16 protein-coding genes are annotated in these 20,256 nt (G+C 64.7%); 6 read left to right on the plus strand and 10 right to left on the minus strand.

Annotated features, from left to right (window positions below):
• Nucleotide 1: 1 nt before the first annotated feature.
• Both NKI41_RS05130 and NKI41_RS05135 read right to left on the minus strand, forming a co-directional pair.
• Complete coding sequence (locus tag NKI41_RS05130) at nt 2-4,057, minus strand: AsmA family protein (protein ID WP_352681756.1); 4,056 nt, start codon at nt 4,055-4,057, stop codon at nt 2-4.
• 94 nt (nt 4,058-4,151) lie between these two features.
• Nucleotides 4,152-5,567 carry an FAD-binding oxidoreductase gene (locus tag NKI41_RS05135; protein ID WP_352681757.1) on the minus strand — a complete coding sequence of 472 codons (1,416 nt, stop codon included), beginning with the start codon at nt 5,565-5,567 and terminating at the stop codon, nt 4,152-4,154.
• Nucleotides 5,568-5,686: 119 nt separating this feature from the next.
• On the opposite strand from NKI41_RS05135, the gene NKI41_RS05140 reads away from it, so the two are divergent.
• Together NKI41_RS05140 and NKI41_RS05145 are read left to right on the plus strand one after the other, a co-directional pair.
• Nucleotides 5,687-6,172 carry a thioesterase family protein gene (locus NKI41_RS05140; RefSeq protein ID WP_352471602.1) on the plus strand — a complete coding sequence of 162 codons (486 nt, stop codon included), beginning with the start codon at nt 5,687-5,689 and terminating at the stop codon, nt 6,170-6,172.
• A gap of 147 nt (nt 6,173-6,319) precedes the next feature.
• Nucleotides 6,320-6,517, plus strand: a complete 198-nt coding sequence (locus NKI41_RS05145; protein ID WP_023676715.1) for a hypothetical protein — start codon at nt 6,320-6,322, stop codon at nt 6,515-6,517.
• Between the two features lie 72 nt (nt 6,518-6,589).
• On the opposite strand, the gene NKI41_RS05150 is transcribed toward NKI41_RS05145, so the two are convergent.
• Complete coding sequence (locus NKI41_RS05150) at nt 6,590-7,069, minus strand: Lrp/AsnC family transcriptional regulator (RefSeq protein WP_352681877.1); 480 nt, start codon at nt 7,067-7,069, stop codon at nt 6,590-6,592.
• A 90-nt stretch (nt 7,070-7,159) separates the two neighbouring features.
• Here NKI41_RS05150 and NKI41_RS05155 point away from each other — a divergent pair, with 90 nt between their 5' ends.
• Nucleotides 7,160-8,062, plus strand: a complete 903-nt coding sequence (locus NKI41_RS05155; protein WP_352681758.1) for an EamA family transporter — start codon at nt 7,160-7,162, stop codon at nt 8,060-8,062.
• Here the strand turns inward: NKI41_RS05155 and NKI41_RS05160 are convergent, their stop codons facing one another.
• Entirely contained in the window at nt 8,063-8,962 is a 900-nt protein-coding gene (locus NKI41_RS05160) for a dienelactone hydrolase family protein (RefSeq protein WP_352681760.1), read from the minus strand.
• A gap of 272 nt (nt 8,963-9,234) precedes the next feature.
• Between NKI41_RS05160 and NKI41_RS05165 the strand changes: the two genes are divergently transcribed.
• Together NKI41_RS05165 and NKI41_RS05170 are read left to right on the plus strand one after the other, a co-directional pair.
• Nucleotides 9,235-9,384 carry a hypothetical protein gene (locus NKI41_RS05165; protein WP_023676719.1) on the plus strand — a complete coding sequence of 50 codons (150 nt, stop codon included), beginning with the start codon at nt 9,235-9,237 and terminating at the stop codon, nt 9,382-9,384.
• Nucleotides 9,385-9,393: 9 nt separating this feature from the next.
• Nucleotides 9,394-9,825: a hypothetical protein gene (locus NKI41_RS05170; protein WP_023676720.1), complete on the plus strand. Its 432-nt coding sequence runs from the start codon at nt 9,394-9,396 to the stop codon at nt 9,823-9,825.
• A gap of 10 nt (nt 9,826-9,835) precedes the next feature.
• On the opposite strand, the gene NKI41_RS05175 is transcribed toward NKI41_RS05170, so the two are convergent.
• Entirely contained in the window at nt 9,836-12,148 is a 2,313-nt protein-coding gene (locus NKI41_RS05175; RefSeq protein ID WP_352681762.1) for a glucose/quinate/shikimate family membrane-bound PQQ-dependent dehydrogenase, read from the minus strand.
• Between the two features lie 252 nt (nt 12,149-12,400).
• On the opposite strand from NKI41_RS05175, the gene NKI41_RS05180 reads away from it, so the two are divergent.
• Complete coding sequence (locus NKI41_RS05180) at nt 12,401-15,124, plus strand: ATP-dependent helicase (RefSeq protein ID WP_352681763.1); 2,724 nt, start codon at nt 12,401-12,403, stop codon at nt 15,122-15,124.
• 12 nt (nt 15,125-15,136) lie between these two features.
• On the opposite strand, the gene NKI41_RS05185 is transcribed toward NKI41_RS05180, so the two are convergent.
• From NKI41_RS05185 to NKI41_RS05205, 5 genes are all read right to left on the minus strand, one after another.
• Nucleotides 15,137-16,186, minus strand: a complete 1,050-nt coding sequence (locus tag NKI41_RS05185) for an ABC transporter permease (RefSeq protein ID WP_352505624.1) — start codon at nt 16,184-16,186, stop codon at nt 15,137-15,139.
• Nucleotides 16,183-16,980, minus strand: a complete 798-nt coding sequence (locus NKI41_RS05190) for an ATP-binding cassette domain-containing protein (RefSeq protein ID WP_352505623.1) — start codon at nt 16,978-16,980, stop codon at nt 16,183-16,185. The genes NKI41_RS05185 and NKI41_RS05190 overlap by 4 nt, the downstream gene beginning before the upstream one ends.
• Before the next feature lie 86 nt (nt 16,981-17,066).
• The gene (locus NKI41_RS05195) at nt 17,067-18,080 is read right to left on the minus strand and encodes a substrate-binding domain-containing protein (protein ID WP_023676725.1); all 1,014 of its coding nucleotides are present in this window, start codon (nt 18,078-18,080) and stop codon (nt 17,067-17,069) included.
• Nucleotides 18,081-18,245: 165 nt separating this feature from the next.
• Nucleotides 18,246-19,151, minus strand: coding sequence for a sugar phosphate isomerase/epimerase family protein (locus NKI41_RS05200; RefSeq protein WP_352505670.1), 906 nt, complete (start codon nt 19,149-19,151; stop codon nt 18,246-18,248).
• Nucleotides 19,151-20,185 (minus strand): Gfo/Idh/MocA family protein, encoded by a 1,035-nt coding sequence (locus tag NKI41_RS05205; protein ID WP_352681765.1) that lies wholly within the window; start codon nt 20,183-20,185, stop codon nt 19,151-19,153. Before NKI41_RS05205 ends, NKI41_RS05200 begins: the two co-directional genes overlap by 1 nt.
• Nucleotides 20,186-20,256 lie beyond the last annotated feature (71 nt).

Raw genomic sequence — 20,256 nt, forward strand, 5'->3', positions numbered from 1 at the left:
GTCACCCGCCATTCAGCGATTTCAGCAGATCGTCGATCGACGAGGGATCGAGCTTGAGCTTTGGCGGGGGCTGCACTGGCGGTGGCACGTTGTTTGCGGCCGGTGGCTCCCGTTCCGCGCGCTCCGCCGCGGCCTTGCGTTCGGCGTCGAGCCTTGCCTTCTCTTCCGAGGCGATCCGCAACGCCTCTTCCGCCCTCTGGCGTTGCTGTTCTTCGGCCTGCGCTGCTTCCTCGGCAGCCTGTTGCGCCGCCTTGGCTTTGGCTTCGGCATCCGCTGCGGCCTTTGCAGCCGCCTCGGCTTTCGCCCTGGCCTCGGCTTCGGCTTTCGCCGCTGCATCCGCCTTTGCCTTGGCTTCAGCCTGCGCCCTGGCCTCCGCTTCGGCTTGGGCCTGCGCCTCAGCTTCGGCCTTTGCCTTGGCGTCCGCTTCAGCCTTCGCCTTGGCTCCAGCCTGCGCCCTCGCCTCGGCTTCGGCCTGGGCCTGAGCCTCGGCTTCGGCCTTTGCCTTGGCGTCGGCCTCGGCCTTCAGCCGCGCTGCTTCCTGTTGCCTGCGCAGTTCCTCCGCCGCTCTTTCACGCTCGGTTTGCAGCGCAGCGTAGTAGCGCACCTCACGCCGCAGCCTTTGTTTCTCGAGCAGTGCGGCTTGCATGGCTTCGACCCGCTGCTGCTCCTTTTCCAGCGCACGCTGGGTCAGGAACTGTGCCAGCGGCTCGCTGTCGAACTGCCGTTTGGTGGCGCCAAACGGCCCGTCGACGCTGAAATTCAAAATCGGTTCGGAGCCGACCAGCGCCTCATCGCCGGGCCGGTAGGCGATCTCGCCCTTGGCATCGACGGTGCTGGTGTTCAGATCGGCGGTGATGTCGGCGGACAGCGTCGCGCCCGGGCTTTCGAATTTGACCGGCGGCGCCCTTAGCGTGCCGCCGGCGATGGTGAAGGCAATATCGGTGTCCTGCGCCGGAAAACTGCCCGCCGCGGCGATCTGCGGCACAAAGCCGGCGGTCTTCGACGCGTCGATATCGCGCCCTATCGCGTCGGCCTTGGCAATGAATGCGCCAAAGGCATCGGGATTGAAGCCGGCAATAGTCATGCCCTTCAGCGTCGCCGTGCCGGAACCGGACAGCGCCGCGACCATCGCGTCGACCGATTTGCCGCTGGTCGAAAGCGCCGTCGAGAACTCGCCGCTTCCGCTGATGCCGGCCTCCGGCAGCACGGCTGCCAGATCGGCGCCGGCGAGTTTCATCTGACCGGAGAAAAGCCCGGTGCCGTCATTGTTCTTGAGCTCGAACAGGCCACTCAACGCGCCGCCGAGGAACTTTGCCTTGAGGTCGGAAACGCGGATGCCCTCCTGGTCGAGCTGCAGCGACAGCGCAGCGTCATAGGCGGTGGCAAGCGGACCGGCGGCAAGCGACGCCGCCGTCAGATCGAGATCGGCGGTAAATGGCAGACTGGATTTCTGGCTGAACGGTGCCGTCGGCCAGGTCCTGTCATTGACAAGGAAGGCCTGGTCGCCGAACAGCATCACCGCCATCGGATCGAGGTCCAGCTCGTCCAGCGACAGCGCGCCGGCAAGATGCGGCAGCCCCTCGTTGATGTCGATATTTACGTCACCGGAAACCGCCGCTTCGTTGACGGCGCCGCTGAGGCCGCTCAGCACCAGGAGACCATTGCCGTAATCGGCATCGGCTGCAAGCGACGTCGACATGCCGGTGCCCATGCCGGGCAGGCCGACCCCGGTCGTCATCAGCCATGGCTCGATGTCGGCCGTTTCAAGTCTGACCTTGCCCTTGGCGGCCGCGCCTTGAGGCGTGTCGGCAATTGTCCCGTCGAAACCAGCTTTGAAGTCATTGCCGGCCAGGCTGAATCGTGTCGCCAGGCCGCCGCCAAGCGTGCCTTTGGCCGAGACCTCGGTGGTCGCCTCGCCGAGCATGCCGAGTGGCAGCGCCGGCAGACCGTAAAGCGCCAGAAGCGCGGTGGCGTCGGCGTTCCTTGCGTTGAAGGTCAGCGTCACCGGCGCTTCGAGAGGCCGGTCGAGCGCCCCTTTGCCGGACAACGACGCCGAAAAGGCCGCGCCACCGGCCTTGCCCTGTGCGCTCATTGCCAGTCCAGTCGTACCGTCGCCATTGTCTGCGGCACTCGTGACCGCATCGATACGCGCATCCTGGAACAGCTCGGGATAGGCAGCAGCACGCTCCGCCAGGCCCTTCAGCACTGCATTGTCGGGATAATGCTGGACGGCGACGTCGATCAGCGGCTTGAGGTCGACGGCGACCACCGAGGCGTCGAGCTTGCCAGTCGGGCTCGCCGGGAAATCCTTGATTCGACCGGTAGCGCTGATCGAGGCGCCGGCAAGTCCGCCGACCGACAGGCGATCGATCTCAAGCAGCCCATCGCGCAATCTAAGCGCGGTGTCGACGCTATCGGCGGTCAACCCGCCGGCGCTGACCGGCCCGGCCTTGATCTGGAAATCGAGGTCGCGGTCGGAAAAGCGGTTGGCGCCCTTGTCGCTGACGAAGATCGAGGCGAAGGCGGCGAGCCCGTCGACATCGAGTTCGCCACCTTCCAGTTGCATCAGCACCGATGGCCTTGTGTCGTCGGGCTGGCTGGAATCGATGCGGCCGGAGAACTTCGCCTTGCCGAGGATGAGTTCGAGATCGCTGAAGGCCTGGTGCTTCTCGCTCAAATCCACCTTGGCCTTGAAGCCGGCGGCCGGCAAGCGGCGGATCGCCTCGTCGACGTCCTTCGACAGCCATGCGGCGAAGCCGGAGGGCTGCGCCACCGCCAGAAGCAGCGATCCGGTGAAACCGAAATGGTCCTCGACGCTGACCATGCCGTTGGCTTCCAGCTTGGCGCGGCCGGGCAGCGTGGCGGCCAGCGATTTTACCGCCCAGCCGCCCTCGGCTGGCTCGGCGGACAGGTGCACGTCGCGAACGGTGGTATCGCCTGCCACCACCGCCGGCAGTTTCACCTCGACCGTGCCCGGTATGGTCGGCTTCGGCAGGTCGAGCAGCGCCTGCTCCAGCGCCGCCACCCGCTCGGACAGCGTCAATCCGGCACCGGCCGCCGCCCCCACGGCCTCGTCGAACTGCACCTGCGCGCCATTGGCCTCGATCGAGAAATGCGGCTTCAGCCCAAGGTCGACCGCAGCCTTGCCGTCGGCAGTGTAGGGATTGTCGCGCGGCCCGGTCTCGAAGCGGAATTCGTCGACGCCGAGCTTCTGGTGGTCGAGCGAAAACTTGCCGTTCAGCCTGAAGCCCGGGTCCGGTTTGCCGGCGCTGACTTTCAGCGCCTCGCCGCCGGTGCCCAGCTGCCGCGCCGCAGTCTGGTCTGCGCCCGATATCTTGAACTGGCCCGAATAGACGGCGGCGCCCTCGACGAGGCCCACATTGCCGTCGGTCTCGATGACCAGCGGATAGGCGTCCGGATCGGCCTTGAGCCTGAGCCGCATTTGCCCGTCCGGTTCGGCCTTGCCGGTGGAAGCGGCGATCGTCGTCCGCAACCCGTCCAGCAACAGCGAGCCGTCCAGCCGCCAGGGGCCGGCCAGCGACTTGGCCGAGATCGTCGAGTTGATCTCGGAAATAAGATGGCTGCGCCCGCCGGCGGCGTGGCTGAGCGCGATCTGTCCTTCCGTCACCGTCAGCTTCTCGATGGAGATCTGGCCGGGATCGAAGGGCGAGGACGGCCGTATCGTCCAGTCGACCGTGCCGTAGGGCGGGATGTCGATAGTAGCCGCCCGCCGCACCAGGCGCATGTGGAAGATACTGCACTCGCCGCGCAGGAATGGCCCCAGTTCTGCATCCATCGAAAACGGTTCGACGGTCATCGCCGGCTGGCCGTTAGGGCCACCGGCAACGGCGACGTTGGAAAAGGTCACCGAGGGGAACGGCAACAGCCTTGCCGTCGCATCGCCTCGCACGGTCACCTTGCGGCCCAGGACGGCACTGGCCTCGCGCTCGAAATCGGCACGGTAACCTGTCCAGTCGACAAAGTACGGCACCACCAGCGCCGCACACAGCACCAGCACAAGAAGCCCACCGAAGATCACGAACAGGCGTGCGAGCATGAACTCCTAGACAGTTGATAGTAAAGTCAGTGGCACTCTACCCGCATCAGCGTGTCGATAAAGAGGCAAATCGGGGCGCGGCAGCGGCCTGATGTCAGTCCTTTCCCGGCAGTATCTTCCCCGGGTTCATGATGTTCAGCGGATCGAGCGCCTGCTTGATCGTGCGCATGATGTCGACGCCATGGCCGAGCTCATGCCGCAGGAAGCCGATCTTGCCTTGCCCTATGCCATGCTCGCCAGTGCAGGTGCCGTCCATGGCGATGGCGCGCATATTGAGCCGCGCCACGAATTTTTCCGCCAATGCGATCTCCTTCGGGTCGTCCACGTCCATCAGCACCAGCACATGGAAATTGCCGTCGCCGGCATGGCCGACGATCGGGGCGATCAGGCCCATCTCGGCGATATCCGCCTCGGTCTCCGTGACGCATTCGGCAAAGCGCGAGATCGGCACGCAGACATCGGTCGACAGGCCCTTGGCGCCCGGCCGCAGCGTCAGCGACGACCAGTAGGCATCGTGCCGGGCTTTCCACAATTTTGTCCGCTCTTCGGCGACGCTGGTCCACAGGAACGGACCGCCGCCATTTTCCTCGGCGATCATGCCGAAGGTCTCGGCCTGTTCGGCGACGCCGGCATCGCTGCCGTGGAACTCGACGAACAGGCAGGGGCTCTCCGGATAGTCGACCTTCGAATAGGTCTTCATCGCCCGCATCTGCAGCGCGTTGACCAATTCTATGCGCGCCACCGGAATGCCCATCTGGATGGTCGCGATCACCGCGTTGCACGCCGCCTCGAGGCTGGGAAACGGGCAGACGCCGCCTGAAATCGCCTGTGGAATGCCCTGCAGCTTCAAGGTCAGCTGGGTGATGATGCCAAGCGTGCCTTCCGAACCGATCAGCAGCCGCGTCAGATCATAGCCGGCCGAGCTCTTCTTGGCGCGCTTGCCGGTCGTCACTGCTTCCCCGTCGGCCATCACCGCCGTCAGCGACAGGACGTTCTCGCGCATCGTGCCGTAGCGCACCGCGTTGGTGCCCGACGCACGCGTCGCCGCCATGCCGCCGAGCGAGGCATTGGCACCCGGGTCGATCGGAAAGAACAGGCCGGTGTCGCGCAGGTGCCGGTTGAGATCCTCGCGCGTCACGCCGGGCTCGACGGTGCAGTCGAGGTCCTGCGGATTGACCGCAATGATGCGGTTCATGCGTGACGTATCGAGCGAGATGCCGCCGCCCGGCGCATTGGTGTGGCCTTCCAGCGAGGAACCGACGCCAAAGGCGATCACCGGCACGCGATGCGCCGCGCATGCGCGCACGATCTCCTGCACCTCCTCCGTCGTCTCGGCAAAGGCGACGCCGTCCGGCGCCTGCGTCGGAATATAGGTCGTGGTGTGCGCGTGCTGGGCCCGGATCGCCTGGCCGGTCTGGAATCGCTTGCCGAGCCGCTGCTTGAGGATGCCGAGTACGGCGGCAATGCCTTCTTCGTTGCGCTCGACCGGATTGAGGTCGCTTAGAGCCATCGATTCCTCCGCGAATGGACCAGCGTCCACCCTTGTTCTGCATCTACGGATGCGTAGTCTCACCAACCACGCTCTGTCCAGTCCACGCTCATCCCGGCATGACGAGAAGGAAGTTTCCGATGCCCATCCCCGCCCCTTTCGTCTCCCGCGCCATGGACATCGAGGAGGCCTGGATCGACTACAACGGCCATCTCAACATGGCCTACTACAACGTGCTTTTCGATCGTTGCTCCGACGAAGCCTTCGAGATGATGGGGATGGGGCCGGATTACGTGAAAGAACGACGGCTGACCATCTACACGGCGGAAGTCCATGTCTGCTACGTCCAGGAGTTGCATCTCGACCACAAGGTCACCGTTTCGTTCCAGCTGCTGGACCATGACGAGAAGCGGCTGAGGGCCTATCAGGAAATCCGTCATGTCGACGGTTGGCTCGCCGCCACTTCAGAAACATTGTCGCTGCACGTCGACATGGCTGGCCCGAAGGTAGCGCCCTTCCCCGCCGACGTCCTGGCCAGGGTGGAAGCGATGCGCGCCGCCCATGCCGCCCTGCCGATGCCGGAGCGCGCCGGCCGCTCGATCGGTATTCGTCGTAAGCCGGCTTGAACCGCAACCCAACCGCCGTTAACCTTACCGAGGTTTTAACGTGAACAAGCCGAATTGAGACGTTGAACGACTCAGCGCGGCGTTGGAAAACCGTCCGCATCGAATTGCGATACGGGCGGCGGAGCAGCAGCGGTTCGGGGAACGTGCATGAAAACCGACATCAAGGTCGAGGCGGACAGGCTGGCGGCTGATCCACGCATCACCGACTATGATTTCTGGCGCTCGCTGAAGAACCTCAACAACGAGATCTTCCACATCGCCAACAACAACGAGCCGATCCCCTTCGCCATGATCCGCTGGCGCGCCATCCTGAAGCAGGCGCGGATGAAACGCGGCCACGCCTGAACGGTGGGGGAAAAAACAGACCGGCCGTCCGGTTTGCATTTCTGATGATGTGCTGACGAACGATCCCAAGTGTCAAGGCTGGCGCTTCACCGCACCCAGCGGCGATCGCGGCACCACCGGCGACGACTGGATGATCGCCGTGTTGGTCATCGCGAACGGAATGATCCGGTCGATCACCCGCTCAAGTTCCGCGACCGAGCCGACATGCGCCAGCGCGATGAAGCAGTCTTCACCGGTGACCCGGTCGCATTGGGCGATTTCCGGTAGGTCGCGGATGATTTCGGCCACGACAGCGAGTTGCCCCGGCACCGGCCTTATCCGCAGCCACGCCGACAATTTCATGCCGAGCGCGGCCGGATTGATGCGCACAGTGTAGGCCTCGATCACGCCGCTCTCCTGCAGCCGCTTGATGCGCTCGGCAACGCTCGGCGCCGACAGGCCGACCGACCGCGCCAGTTCGGCGGTGCTGGTGCGCGCATCCTTTTCCAGCAGGCGCAGGATTTTCAGGTCCGCCGGATCCAGATCGCTATTTTCATTTCGAAGGCGTTTCAGCGCAATGCTCCTTGCTTTCGGAAAGGAAATGGCCGAAATGCCCGGCCATTATCCATATCAATGGCAAAAATCGCCTGCGATACTGATCCCATGCAAGATCGGACGCAAGCCCCCGCAGCAAGTCCGGCACTCGCCGGCCCCGCCTTTATCTTGGCAAACGCGGTCCCGCCGCATCTCTGGTTCGGCGTCAGCGCCGTGTTCCACTATCTTGGACCGGCCTTCGCGGTGCTGCTTTTCCCGCATGTCGGCGTGCTCGGCATGGCGTGGCTGCGCATTGCCACGGCAGCGCTCGTCTTTGCGCCGCTGACCCGACCGTGGGCGGTCTTCGCCCGCGCCGATCGCTCGACGCAGATGCTGCTTCTGGCCTTCGGCGCCTGCCTTGGCGTGATGAACTGTTCTTTCTACCTGGCGCTCGATCGGCTGCCGATCTCCCTGGTGGCAGCGATCGAATTCGTCGGCACGATCGGCGTCGCGCTTGTTGGCCTCAGAAGCCCGCGCAATCTCGCCGCCCTCGCAATCGCTGTCGCCGGCACCCTGCTGCTGATCGACGTCAAATGGTCGAGCGATCCCGTCGGCCTGTTCTGGGCCTTCCTCAACGGCACGCTGTTCGTTGGCTACATCGTTCTTGGCCACCGCGTCGCGCGCGCCGGCGCTGGTGACGGCATCGCCGGGCTGGGTGCCGCCATGGCGGTCGCCCTTCTCGTCGTTCTGCCGATCGGTTTCGCCGATGCTCTGCCGGCTTTCTCGGCGCCGCCGCTGCTGCTTGCGGCGGTCGGCGTCGGCATCTGCTCGTCGGTCATTCCCTATATTTGCGACCAGCTTGCCATGTCGCGGCTGCCGCGCTCCAGCTTCGCGCTGATGCTGTCATTGCTGCCGGTCACCGCAACGTTGATCGGCGTCATCGTGCTGCGGCAGGTGCCGAGCCTCACCGACTGCCTTGGCATCGCCCTGGTGGTGGCCGGCGTGGCGTTCCATAAGCCGGCGCCGGACTGATCAGGCCAGCTTCTCCTTGAGGAAAGCGATCGTCCGGCCCCAGGCGAGGTCGGCCGCCTTCTTGTCATAGCGGGCCGCCGACGTGTCGTTATTGAAGGCATGGTTGGCGCCTTCATAGACATAGACCGAGTATTCGACATGAGCCGCGTCGAGTGCCTTCTTGAAGGCATCGATACCGGCATTGGTGCGGGTGTCGAGCCCGGCATAATGCAGCATGAGCGCGGCCTTAATCTTCGGCACGTCCTCGGCCTGTGGCTGCATGCCGTAATAGGCGACGGCGGCGGCGAGGTCCGGCGCGTTGACGGCCAGCATGTTCACCGTGCCGCCGCCCCAGCAGAAGCCGACGGCGCCGACTTTGCCGTTGCCGTCCTTGTAGCCTTTGAGGTAGGCGACCGTTGCCACGGCATTGGCGGCGACCTGTGCTGGATCGAGCTGGGAAAACAGGTCACGTGCCCTGTTTTCATCGTCCGGCGTGCCGCCGAGCGATGTCATGAAGTCCGGCGCAAGCGCCACGAACCCTTCCAGCGCCACGCGCCGCGCCACATCGCGAATATGCGGGTTGAGACCCCTGTTCTCGTGCACCACGATGACCGTGCCAAGCTTGCCGGTCTGCTCCGCCGGCCTGACCAGATAGCCCTTCATCTCGCCGGCGCTGCCGGGATAGCTGATGTCCTCGCCTTTCACACGCGGATCGTCTTCCGCCACGATTGCCGCCTGGGCCGAGTTCGCCGCCAGCAGCGGCGCGATCGCGGCAGCTGCCGCACCCGATCCGGCAAGCCTGGTCAATTGCTCCATGAAGCGCCGCCGGTCGAGCGTCAGATGCGTGTATTCGTCATAGGCGTCGATCATCGCCTGGGTAATGACAGGCTCGGCGGCAGTGGGTCCGGCAGGTGTTGTCATGGCGCGCTCCTCGTCGGCGCCCCCCGCGGCAACATAGAGCCGAAGCTTGCCTGGTCCAGTCACGGCTGAGTGAGGCTGCCATAAGTCCCTGCACGAGGGCCGTGATGCCGCTGGCCCCACTGTCGTTAAATTTTGGTCCTTTGTGGCAATGCTAAATGCACGCACCACAATGTAAAAAGAAGTTACCGGGCTATGCCTCACTCGGGCCATTTGGCGAACGACAATGGCCATTTGGCGGGAAAAGAATGCCTGATTGACGAAGGAACACGCCCATGACCTTTCCCTCCCCGCTTCTGGCAAGTGGGTTCGCCCTCGCCGCTATGGCTTTGCTGGCGCTGCGGTTCACTGCCTTCACCGCCTTCAAACGATCGTTGATCAAGATCCGCGCCAACCGGCACCCGCCCGCAAACACCAAAGCCTGAGGAAAGGTCATGGACGTTCAGGACATCATCAACACCGTCTCCCAGAAATCCGGTCTCAACCAGGCTTTGACGGAAAAGATCGCCGGCACGATTTTCTCGGTGCTCGAACACGAGGCGGAAGGCACGACTCTGTCCAGCTTCTTCGCCAAGATCCCGGGAGCCGACGCCCTGGCCAAGCAATATGATGTCATGGCTCCCGGCGCGGCTTCCGGTGGTGGCCTCCTGTCCTCGCTGGAGGGCGCGCTCGGCGGCGCTCTCGGCGAAAAGACCGGCGCGCTGATCAACGGCGTCGCCATACTCAAGGCATCAGGTCTTACGCTGGCACAGATCAGCCAGGCCGGCACGATGCTGGTCCAGCAGGCCGAGACAGCCGCCGGCCCGCAGCTGACCAGTGAGGTACTTGCATCGGTACCCGACCTGAAAGGGCATCTCGGGCTCTGAAGGAACTTCTCTATTTCGGCAGCGTATAAGCCATCACATAGTCGCCCGGCTTGGTACCGACCGAGCCGTGGCCGCCGGCAACGATGACGACGAACTGGCGTCCGTCGGCTACCGTGTAGGTCATCGGTGTCGACTGCCCGCCCGCCGGCAGCCGCGCCTGCCAGAGCTGTTTGCCGGTCGTCAGGTCATAAGCGCGCACATAGTCATCGACCGCCGCACCGAGGAAGGCGACGCCGCCGGCAGTGATCATCGGCCCGCCAATGCCGGGCACGCCGACCTTGAACGGCAGCGGCAATGGCGTCATGTCGTAGACGGTGCCGTTGCGATGCTTGTAGACGATCTTTCCGGTCCGAAGGTCGGCACCCGCCACATAGCCCCAGGGCGGCGCCTGGCAGGGAATGCCGAGCGGCGACAGGAACGGCTTCAATATCACTGCGTAAGGCGCACCGTCATTGCGGTTCAGGCCTTGTTCGCTGCCCTTGGTGTCACCGGGCGGCGGCACGTCGGCGCGCGGCACCAGCTTGGAGATGAACGCCAGGTATGTCGGCATGCCGAACATCACCTGCCGGACCGGATCGACTGCCACGCCGCCCCAGTTGAAGGTGCCGAAATTGCCGGGATAGATCAGTGAGCCTTGCAGCGACGGCGGCGTGTAGCGGCCCTCATAGCGCAACTTCCGGAGCTCGATCCGGCAGGCCAGCTGGTCGAACATGGTAATGCCCCACATGTCGGCACCGGTCAGCGGTTTCGGACTGAAGCTGAGATCCGAGACCGGCTGCGTCGGCGAGGTATGGTCGCCCTCGATCGCGCCGCCCGGTGCCGGCACTTCCTTGACCGGAACGATCGGCTCGCCGCTGCGCCGGTCGAGCACATAGAGGTCGCCCTGCTTGGTCGGCCCGACCAGCGCCGGCACCACGCCACTTTCCGTGGTGATGTCGACCAGCGTCGGCTGCGCCGGCACGTCCATGTCCCAGAGATCGTGGTGCACGGTCTGCCGCACCCAGCGCAATTGTCCGCTGTTGAGATCGAGCGCGGTGATCGACGAGGAGAATTTCTCGTCATTGGCGCTGCGCCCGGCGCCGAGCTGGTCCGGCGTCTTGTTGCCGAGCGGCACATAAAGCAGGCCGAGCTTCTCGTCGGCGCTTGCCGTCGACCACATGTTGGGCGAGTTGTTGGTGTAGGTCTGGTCCGGCGGCAGCGGCGTCGTCTGGTCCGGATTGCCGGAATCCCAATTCCACAACAGCGCGCCGGTGTCGGCATCGTAGGCACGGATGACCCCGGACGGCTCCTGCGTCGAATAATTGTCGTTGACCGCGCCGCCGACGATGATCTTGTTGGCGACGATCAGCGGCGCCGAGGTCGAATAATAATAGCCCGGCTTCGGATATGGCATGTTGGCGAGCAGGTTCAGCGTGCCGCCTTCGGCGAAAGTCGGGCAGACCTGGCCATTCGCCGCATCGAGCGCGATCAGCCGGGCGTCGGATGTCGGCAGGTAGATGCGTGTGGCACAGGGCTGGCCGGCGGCGACCTTGGCATCGGCATAATAGGACACGCCGCGGCAGGTCTGGTGCTGGCGGTCCTTGTTGAGCTTGACCTGCGGATCGAAGCGCCATTTCTCCTTACCGCTCGCGGCATCGATGGCGATGGCGAAATTATGCGGCGTGCAGATGTAGAGCGTGTCGGCGATTTTTAGCGGCGTCACCTGATAGGTCGTCTCGGCGATGTCGCCGGGCCCTTTCACGTCGCCGGTGCGATAGGTCCAGGCCGGCTGCAGATTGGCAACGTTTTCGGCGGTGATCTGGTCGAGCGGCGAATAGCGCTGGCCATATTGCGTGCGACCGTAATAGTGCCATTCGCCAGCCGGCACGTTGCCGCCGAGATCGGCCGTCGGCGTCACCTTGTCGGTGTTGAGTTCACCCGCAATATCCTTTGGATCGGTCGTCATCGAATAGCCGGCGACGGCAAGCGAAGCCAGCACGGCGAGGATCAGCGGCGCGCGTCCGTCGGGACCGGTAAGCCCGCGCCGCGCCCATGGCGTCAACAGCCATAGCGCGACAAGCACGATGATGCCGCCGCGCGGGCCGAGCTCCCACCAGTCGAAGCCGATCTCCCAGACCGCCCAGGCGAGCGTGCCGAGCACGATCGCCGCGTAGAGCCACAGCGCCGTGGATCTGCGCCTGTAGAGCAGCCAGGCCGCGACAAGGAAAGCTAGACCGACGATGACGTAGTACCAGCTGCCGCCCAGCGTCACGAGCCAGATGCCGCCGCCGCCAATCGCCAGGCCGATGAGGAAAAGGATCAGGGAGGTGATGACCACAGCCAAGACGGTGCTCCTTCGACTGGTGCGCTCCGCGACGCGTCCATGGGCAACCCCGCATTGCGTTCCTGCCCCCACGCAACTTTCTCCGGCCCGCTTCCCCTGTCAAGCAAGCTCGGCGTTTTACGGTGCCGGCCCATCGCAAGCCCGGCGTTTTGGTTAGCAGACCCATTCAGATTGTGAGTCTACCGACTGGACAGAGAACAAAACGGAGACACTTCTGGCCTTTCGCTGCCGAATCACTACATTCGGGGGGAGATGTCCGGCTTTTCGGAAGACATGCCCTTTTTTGACGAACCGAACGCGCGGCCCGTGGCCCCGTCGGGCATTGCCGCGCGCGCCATGGCTGCCCGCAGCAACCAGAACAACGCGCCCGATTATCTCAACGGCCTCAACCCCGAGCAGCGGCTGGCGGTGGAAACCACCGAAGGCCCGGTGCTGGTGCTGGCCGGCGCCGGCACCGGCAAAACGCGCGTCCTGACCACCCGCATCGCCCACATCCTTGCCACCGGCAAGGCTTTCCCCTCGCAGATCCTCGCCGTCACCTTCACCAACAAGGCGGCGCGCGAGATGAAGCAGCGCATCGGCCTGTTGATCGGCGAAGGCAATGTCGAGGGCATGCCGTGGCTCGGCACCTTCCACTCGATTGGAGTGAAGCTGCTGCGCAGACATGCCGAGCTGGCCGGGCTCAAATCCGACTTCACCATTCTCGACACCGACGATGTCGTGCGCCTGATCAAGCAGCTTATCCAGGCCGAAGGGCTGGACGACAAGCGCTGGCCGGCCAAGCAGTTCGCCCAGATGATCGACGGCTGGAAGAACAAGGGCCTCGGTCCCGCCGACATCCCCGAGGGCGATGCCCGTGCCTTCGCCAACGGCAAGGGCCGCGAGCTCTATAAGGCCTATCAGGAGCGGCTGAAAACGCTGAACGCTTGCGACTTCGGCGATCTCCTATGCCACCCGATCCGCATCTTCCGCGCCAATCCGGACGTGCTGAAGGAATACCATAAGCGCTTCCGCTACATCCTCGTCGACGAATATCAGGACACCAACACCGCCCAGTACATGTGGCTGCGGCTGTTGGCACAACGGCCGCAATCCTCCCCCCTTGAGGGGGAGGTGCCCGCGAAGCGGGGGGAGGGGGTTGCCGCAGAAGGCACCGCTAGAGCGTCGAGCACTGCCGCCGGTAGGTCGAGCACTGCCGCACGGACCCCACCCGACCGGGCTTCGCCCGGCCACCCTCCCCTCGAGGGGGAGGGAAGCCCGCGCCTGTCCACCGTAAATATCTGCTGCGTCGGCGACGACGACCAGTCGATCTATGGCTGGCGCGGCGCCGAGGTCGACAACATCCTGCGCTTCGACAAGGATTTCCCCGGCGCCACCATCATCCGGCTGGAGCGCAACTATCGCTCGACCGCGCACATCCTCGGCACCGCCTCCCACCTCATCGCCCACAATGAGGGCCGTTTCGGCAAGACGCTGTTCACCGAAAAGATCGCCGAGGACGACGAGAAGGTGCATGTCCACGCCGCCTGGGATTCCGAGGAGGAGGCCCGCGCCGTCGGCGAGACCATCGAGGCCTATCAGCGCCAGAAGCACAATCTCAACGACATGGCGATCCTCGTCCGCGCGTCCTTCCAGATGCGCGAATTCGAGGACCGCTTCGTCACGCTCGGCCTCAACTACCGCGTCATCGGCGGCCCGCGCTTCTACGAGCGCCTCGAAATCCGCGATGCGCTGGCTTTCTTTCGCGTCGTCGCGCAAGGCGCCGACGACCTCGCCTTCGAGCGCATCGTCAACGTGCCGAAGCGCGGCCTTGGCGAGGCCACCATCCGCCAGATCCACGACACCGCACGGGCGCTGCGCATTCCGATGCTGGAGGCGGCGGCAAAACTCGCCGAAAGCGACGAGCTGAAGCCGAAGCCGCGCGCCGCACTGCGCGAGGTATCGGCCAATTTCGAACGCTGGCAAAAGGCTCTCGAAACCACGCCGCACACCGAGCTCGCCGAGACCATTCTGGAGGAGAGCGGCTACACCGACATGTGGAAGAACGACCGCTCGGTCGAAGCGCCCGGTCGGCTCGAGAACTTAAAAGAACTGATCCGCTCCATGGAGGAGTATGAATCGCTGCGCTCTTTCCTCGAACATGTCGCGCTGGTGATGGACGCCGAGCAGAACGCCGAGCTCGACGCCGTCAACATCATGACGCTGCATTCGGCCAAGGGCCTCGAATTCGAAACCGTGTTCCTGCCCGGCTGGGAAGAAGGGCTGTTCCCGCACCAACGTTCCCTCGACGAGGGCGGCCGCTCAGGGCTGGAGGAGGAACGCCGCCTCGCCTATGTCGGCCTGACCCGCGCCAAGAAGAACCTGCACATCTGGTTCGTCTCCAACCGCCGCATCCACGGCCTCTGGCAATCGACCATCCCGTCGCGCTTCCTCGACGAGCTGCCGGAAGCCCATGTCGAAGTTTCCGAGAGCGGCAACTCCTACGGCGGCTACGGCAATGCCTATGGCGGCGGCTCGTTCGCCTCCGGTCGTGGAGGCCAAAGTGCAGGCAGGCAGAACCCTTATGGGGCATCGCGCTTCGACAACATTGGCGGCAATAACGGTGCTGAAAAATCCGGCGCTTTCTCCAGCACCTATGCGACGCCGGGCTGGCAGCGCGCTCAAGCCAACCGCACCGAGGCGACCGACCGCAATTGGGGCACGCGCTCCGGCCACCAGGTCGAGCGCATCGGCTATGGCGAAACCGACTCCGGCTACGGCGCCGGTCGCACCTCGGTCAAGGGGCGCACCATCGACGGCGAGCTGGTCGCCAAATCCGTCGCCGACACGCCGTCCCCCTTCAGCGTCGGCGACCGCGTCTTCCACCAGAAATTCGGCAACGGCAACATCTCGGCCATCGAAGGCAACAAGCTGACCATCGACTTCGACAAAGCCGGCCAGAAACGCGTGCTGGACGGGTTTGTCACCGGGGTGTGAGGCCGCCGGGCGCTAGCGATACCGCGCCTGGTTCCACTTATGGCCGAGCAGCGACAGGATGATGATCAGGCCGTTGAAGAACTGGACATAGAAGCCGCTCAGGCCTGCCGCGACGACGCCGGTCTGGATGAACGAGACCGTGACCGCGCCGATCGCGCCGCCGACAACAGTGCCGATGCCGCCCCAGGTCGGGGTGCCGCCGACGAACACCGATGCCAGCACCGGCAGCAGGTATCCGTCGCCCGCCGTCGGCCACCAGGTGAAGTTGATCATCACCGAGAACGTGCCGGCGATCGCCGCGCCGATACCGACGAAGACGAACACTTTCACCCGCACGCGCTTGACGTCGATACCCATCTGCTGGGCGCTGTCGGGATTGTCGCCGACCACCTTGACCTGCGCGCCGAAGCGATGGCGGTTGTAAAGCAGCGCCGACAGCACGACGAAGCCGATGGCCCAGAAGATCTGCACCGGAATGCCGTAAAGCTGGCTGGAGAAGATCTTGTAGGCCCAGCTGTCGGCAAGGCCGGTCAGCGCCGTCGACCTGCCCTCGTTGATGATCTGGATCAGGCCGCGCAGCAGGAAATTCATGCCGAGCGTGGCGATCAGCGACGACAGCCCGCCATAGACGACCAGCGAGCCGACCAGGAAGCCGAGCAGCATGCCGGTGACGATTGCGGCGGCGATGCCGAGGAACGGGTCGTAGCCGGCCTGCACGACCAGCGCGAAGACCCATGAGGCAAAGCCCATTGTCGCCGGAAACGACAGGTCGATCTCGCCGCAAGTGACGACGAAGACCAGCGGCACCACCACGAACAACGCCACCGGCAGCGTGGTCAGCACGGAACTGTAGAGATTCCAGGTGGTGAACACGATCGGGTTGGCGATCATGAACACCGCCATCATGACGATGAACACGGCAAGCGTGCCGAGCGCGGCGCGGTTGTCGAGGATGAACCCGCGCAGCCAATTGTCGGACGGGTGTCTCCACTCTTTCCCGGCGGCCTCATTATGCGTGCCGCCGAGGGGGCTCTGCAGATCGGGTTCCATGGTCTTGCTCATCGTGCCGCCCTCCCTGCATCGCCCGCGTCGTGCAACCCCGGCAATCCGCTGGGGTGGGCGACGTCTTCCATGAAATTGATCAGATCCTCGGCCGATTTGACCTCGCTGCGGTCGGCGGTGAGCGCGACCTTGCCGCGGTCCAGCACCACGAAGCGATCGGCGATATCGAAGACGTGGTGGATGTTGTGGCCGATGAACAGGATCGAGCGACCGCTCGCCCGCACCTGGCGCACGAAGTGGAAGACCTTGGCGGTCTCGGTCAGCGATAGCGCGGTCGTCGGTTCGTCGAGGACTATCAGCTCCGCCTTCTTATAGATGGCCCGCGCGATCGCCACGCCCTGCCGTTCGCCGCCCGAGAGCTGGCCGACGATCGACTGTGGCGTGAACACTTTCGAGGTGAAGCCGATCTCGCGCATCAGCCGGCTCGCCTCCGCGATCTCCTTGTTGACCTTCAGCCAGCCAAGCCAGCCGGTGAGTTCGCGGCCCATGAAGATATTGCGTACGATCGTCTGCTGCACGGCGAGCGCCCGGTCCTGGAACACCGTTTCGATACCGGCGTCGCGCGAGCGCGCAGGGCTCCATCCGGTCACCGGCTTGCCGCGGACGAGAATCTCGCCGCTGGTCGGTTTGACCACGCCGGACAGGATCTTGATCAGCGTCGACTTGCCGGCGCCATTGTCGCCGATCAGGCCGACCACCTCGCCGCGATCGACGCTGAGATTGACCCCGCCCAGCGCATAGACCTGGCCGTAGGACTTGGTGATGTCGCGCAGTTCGATGATGCGTTCGGCCATGGCGATCCTCGCTTGATTGTCGCGTGCCGGCCTTTTCGCCGGCGGTCCCGCCGGCCGGGCGCGATCCCGGCCGACGGCTTGGGAGGTCAGCGCAGCGCCTGCTTGGCGAGCTCGGCGACGATCTCGTAATTCTGCGGCGTGACGAAGCCGGCGCCGGTATCGACATTCATCGGTGCGAGACCCAGCACAACCTGCTGGCAGAGGCTGAGGATCGGCAGATAGCCCTGCAGGAACGGCTGCTGGTCGGCCGTCAGCTGCACCCAGCCGCCCTTGAAGCCCTCGACGATCTGCGGGCTGGTGTCGAAGCCGAAGTTGAAGATATCGCCCGGCTTCCTGCCCGCCGCCTGCATGTAAGTCGGGACGTTGCCCAGCATCTGTCCGCCGGGATAGCCAACCGCCTTGACGTCGGGATTGTTGAGCAGTGCCGCGGTGATCACCGGAAGGGCCAGATTGGGGTCGGAAGCCCATTCGCCGCTTGGCGGCGAGGAGAGCTGTATGACCTCGACGCCCGCTTCCTTGAGGGCAGCGACAGTGCCGCGTTCGCGCGCGCCGCGGCTCTCGTTCTCGAACGGGCCGATCATGATTGCCTTGTCGCCGGCCTTGAGCCCGGCCAGCTTGACCGCCTCGGCACCAAGCGCGCGGCCCTGCTGCTCCTGCTGGGCACCGACATAGCCGCCGCCGAACGCCGCCGTGACCGTCGGCACCGGCACGTTCTGGTACATCATCTTGATGCCGTCCTTGTGCGCCTGTTCGGCCAGCGGCATGATCGCGGCGTCGCCCGGGTGGCCCATCATGGCGATGCCTTGGGGCTTGACCGCGACAGCCTCGCGCAATTGCTGCACCATCTTCTCGACATCCCACTGGGAAAAGATGTAGTCGACCTTCGGCCCGAGATCGGCCGCCGCCTGCTTCGCGCCATTATAGACGATCGTGCCGAAGGCATCGCCCTCGGCGCCGCCGACGAAGAAACGGATATGGACATCCTTACACCACTGGGCATCGAGCGCCTGCGCCGGCAAGGTCGAGAGTGCGGCGGCGAGCGCCATCGCGGCCGCCGCGACGGTCGAGCGCAGAACTGTCCTTCTCATCGTAATGCTCATGCACTTATCCTCCCTTTGTTCCCTCGCTAGCCGAGGGGTTTTGACGATCGCTTCGGCATTGCGCCGCAATCTTTCGCTGGCCGGCACCTCCCGCCGGCTTGTCCTGTTTTTATGCATGTCGTTATCGCAAAACCGCTGGGCACTTTTGCGCGACATGCATTAGCCTCACACCGGGTTCGGCAGGTAGCTCGCGCCTCCCCGGCATTGTTGGAGATAATCCAGTGCCCGCGCCTGGCCGGTGATCTCGAGATCGCCGCGATAGACCGGGTCGTGCCAGCCCTCGATGTCGATGGCGCCCTTGTAGCCGGCCAGCCGCAGCTCGCTGATCACCCGCGTCCAGTCGCTGTCGCCGAAGCCAGGGGTGCGCATCTGCACGAACGGCAGGCGGCCGAACACGCCATGTTCGCGGATCACGTCCCAGCGCACCGTCGCGTCCTTGCCGTGGACGTGGAAGATACGCTGCGCCCATTTGCGGATCTGCGGGATCGGATCGATCAGATAGACCAGCTGGTGGCAGGGCTCCCACTCCAGGCCGAGATTGTCGTTTGGCAATTCGTTGAATATCAGCTCCCAGGCGTCCGGATTGTGGGCGATGTTCCAGTCGCCGCTGGCCCAGTTGCCGTCCATGGCGCAGTTCTCGAAGGCGATGCGCACGCCCTTGTCGGCGGCCCGCTTGGCGAGCGGCCCCCAGACCTCGCGGAAGCGCGGCAGGCTGTCGGGCAGCGGCTTGCCGCGGATGCGGCCGGTGAAGCCGCTGACCATGTTGGTGCCGAACCGATGCGCGTTGTCGATGATCGTTTCCCACGCCTCGAGCACGCCGCGATCGATCTCGCCGCTCTCCAGCGGATTGCCGAACACGCCGATCGACGAGACGATGACATCGGCATCGCCGATCGCCTCGCGGATCTCGCCCGCCAGCCGCGGAATGTCCTTGCCGCCCAGCGTCTGCCAGAAGAACGGCTGGATGCTCTCGAAGCCGAGCGGCAGGATCTGCCTGACATAGGCGGCCGGGTCGTCGAGGTTCGCACGCACCATGGTGCCGATCCTGATGTCGAGCAGCGGGTTTGGCATCATGACCCCTCCTGTTGAGCGATAGCGACCCGGCGCCCGGTTTCGGCGCTCTCGATCGCAGCGAAAACCATGGCCAGGCTCTTGATGTTGTCGGCGCCGCGCGTCTCCGGCTCGGTGCCGGTTTCGACGGCGCGGACGAAATCCTGGATGATGCCGAGATGGCCGCCGACGCGATCTGCCGGGTCGAGCGGCGGCACGGCTATCGGTTCGGTGCGGTCGAACAGGCCTTCACGGACCGGCCGCACGACTTCCGCCTTCAATCCGTCCGCGCCGTCCCAGACAATGCTGCCGCGCTCGGCGACGATCCGCCATGTACTGTCCCAGCTTGTACGGAAGCCGGCCGCGCACCAGCTGCCGGCATAGGTGAACAGCTTGCCGCCGCCGAGGTTGAAGCTTGCGGTTGCCGACGACCCTTGCCGATACCAGGAGTTGGCCGGCTCCCACTCCTGGCAATAGACGCCGGCCGGTTCGCCGGCCACCATGTAGCGGGCCGCATCGAATGTGTGGATCGCCATATCGAGCAGCAGCACATGGCGCATCTCTTCGCGAAAACCGCCGAAATGCGGCGCAACGAAGAAATCGGCGTGGATGCTGGTTGGCGCACCAATGGCGCCGGAATCGAGAAAGCGCCGGATGCGCCTGACGTTGGCGACATAGCGGCGGTTCTGCACGACGGCATGGATGCGGCCGGCGCTGCGGGCCGCCTCGACAATGGCACGCGCATTGTCCGGGCTGTCGGCGAGCGGCTTTTCGGTCAAGAGATGGCAATGGTGGGCAAAGGCGGAAAGCGCGACCTCGCGGCGGGCGGCGGGAACCACGACGTCGAATATCGCGTCGGGCCTGGTCTGGTCGAGCACGGCGTCGAGGTCGGTTCCGATGACGGCGCCGGAAAGCTCGTATTCGCGCGCCCTTGCCCGCGCCCTTTCGGCGTCGATATCGACCAGGCCGACAATGGCGAGCCCGTCGATCTGCTTGGCCGCATCGAGCCAGGCCTTGCTCATCGCTCCGCAGCCGACCAGGACGACATTGATCATCCAGCACTCCTCCCTCTCGGCCCCTCCAGACCGATCGTCACGGCGTTCACGGCATGGCCGCAAACGTTTCT

Source organism: Mesorhizobium sp. M0601 (genome assembly GCF_040320845.1).
GTDB lineage: Bacteria > Pseudomonadota > Alphaproteobacteria > Rhizobiales > Rhizobiaceae > Mesorhizobium.

What these genes read in the sequence shown, in the direction of transcription:
- NKI41_RS05130 (WP_352681756.1), bottom strand. Translation starts at nt 4,057, where the DNA reads ATGCTCGCACGCCTGTTCGTGATCTTCGGTGGGCTTCTTGTGCTGGTG.
- NKI41_RS05135 (WP_352681757.1), bottom strand. Translation starts at nt 5,567, where the DNA reads ATGGCTCTAAGCGACCTCAATCCGGTCGAGCGCAACGAAGAAGGCATT.
- NKI41_RS05140 (WP_352471602.1), top strand. Translation starts at nt 5,687, where the DNA reads ATGCCCATCCCCGCCCCTTTCGTCTCCCGCGCCATGGACATCGAGGAG.
- NKI41_RS05145 (WP_023676715.1), top strand. Translation starts at nt 6,320, where the DNA reads ATGAAAACCGACATCAAGGTCGAGGCGGACAGGCTGGCGGCTGATCCA.
- NKI41_RS05155 (WP_352681758.1), top strand. Translation starts at nt 7,160, where the DNA reads ATGCAAGATCGGACGCAAGCCCCCGCAGCAAGTCCGGCACTCGCCGGC.
- NKI41_RS05160 (WP_352681760.1), bottom strand. Translation starts at nt 8,962, where the DNA reads ATGACAACACCTGCCGGACCCACTGCCGCCGAGCCTGTCATTACCCAG.
- NKI41_RS05165 (WP_023676719.1), top strand. Translation starts at nt 9,235, where the DNA reads ATGACCTTTCCCTCCCCGCTTCTGGCAAGTGGGTTCGCCCTCGCCGCT.
- NKI41_RS05170 (WP_023676720.1), top strand. Translation starts at nt 9,394, where the DNA reads ATGGACGTTCAGGACATCATCAACACCGTCTCCCAGAAATCCGGTCTC.
- NKI41_RS05180 (WP_352681763.1), top strand. Translation starts at nt 12,401, where the DNA reads ATGTCCGGCTTTTCGGAAGACATGCCCTTTTTTGACGAACCGAACGCG.
- NKI41_RS05185 (WP_352505624.1), bottom strand. Translation starts at nt 16,186, where the DNA reads ATGAGCAAGACCATGGAACCCGATCTGCAGAGCCCCCTCGGCGGCACG.
- NKI41_RS05190 (WP_352505623.1), bottom strand. Translation starts at nt 16,980, where the DNA reads ATGGCCGAACGCATCATCGAACTGCGCGACATCACCAAGTCCTACGGC.
- NKI41_RS05195 (WP_023676725.1), bottom strand. Translation starts at nt 18,080, where the DNA reads ATGAGCATTACGATGAGAAGGACAGTTCTGCGCTCGACCGTCGCGGCG.
- NKI41_RS05200 (WP_352505670.1), bottom strand. Translation starts at nt 19,151, where the DNA reads ATGCCAAACCCGCTGCTCGACATCAGGATCGGCACCATGGTGCGTGCG.
- NKI41_RS05205 (WP_352681765.1), bottom strand. Translation starts at nt 20,185, where the DNA reads ATGATCAATGTCGTCCTGGTCGGCTGCGGAGCGATGAGCAAGGCCTGG.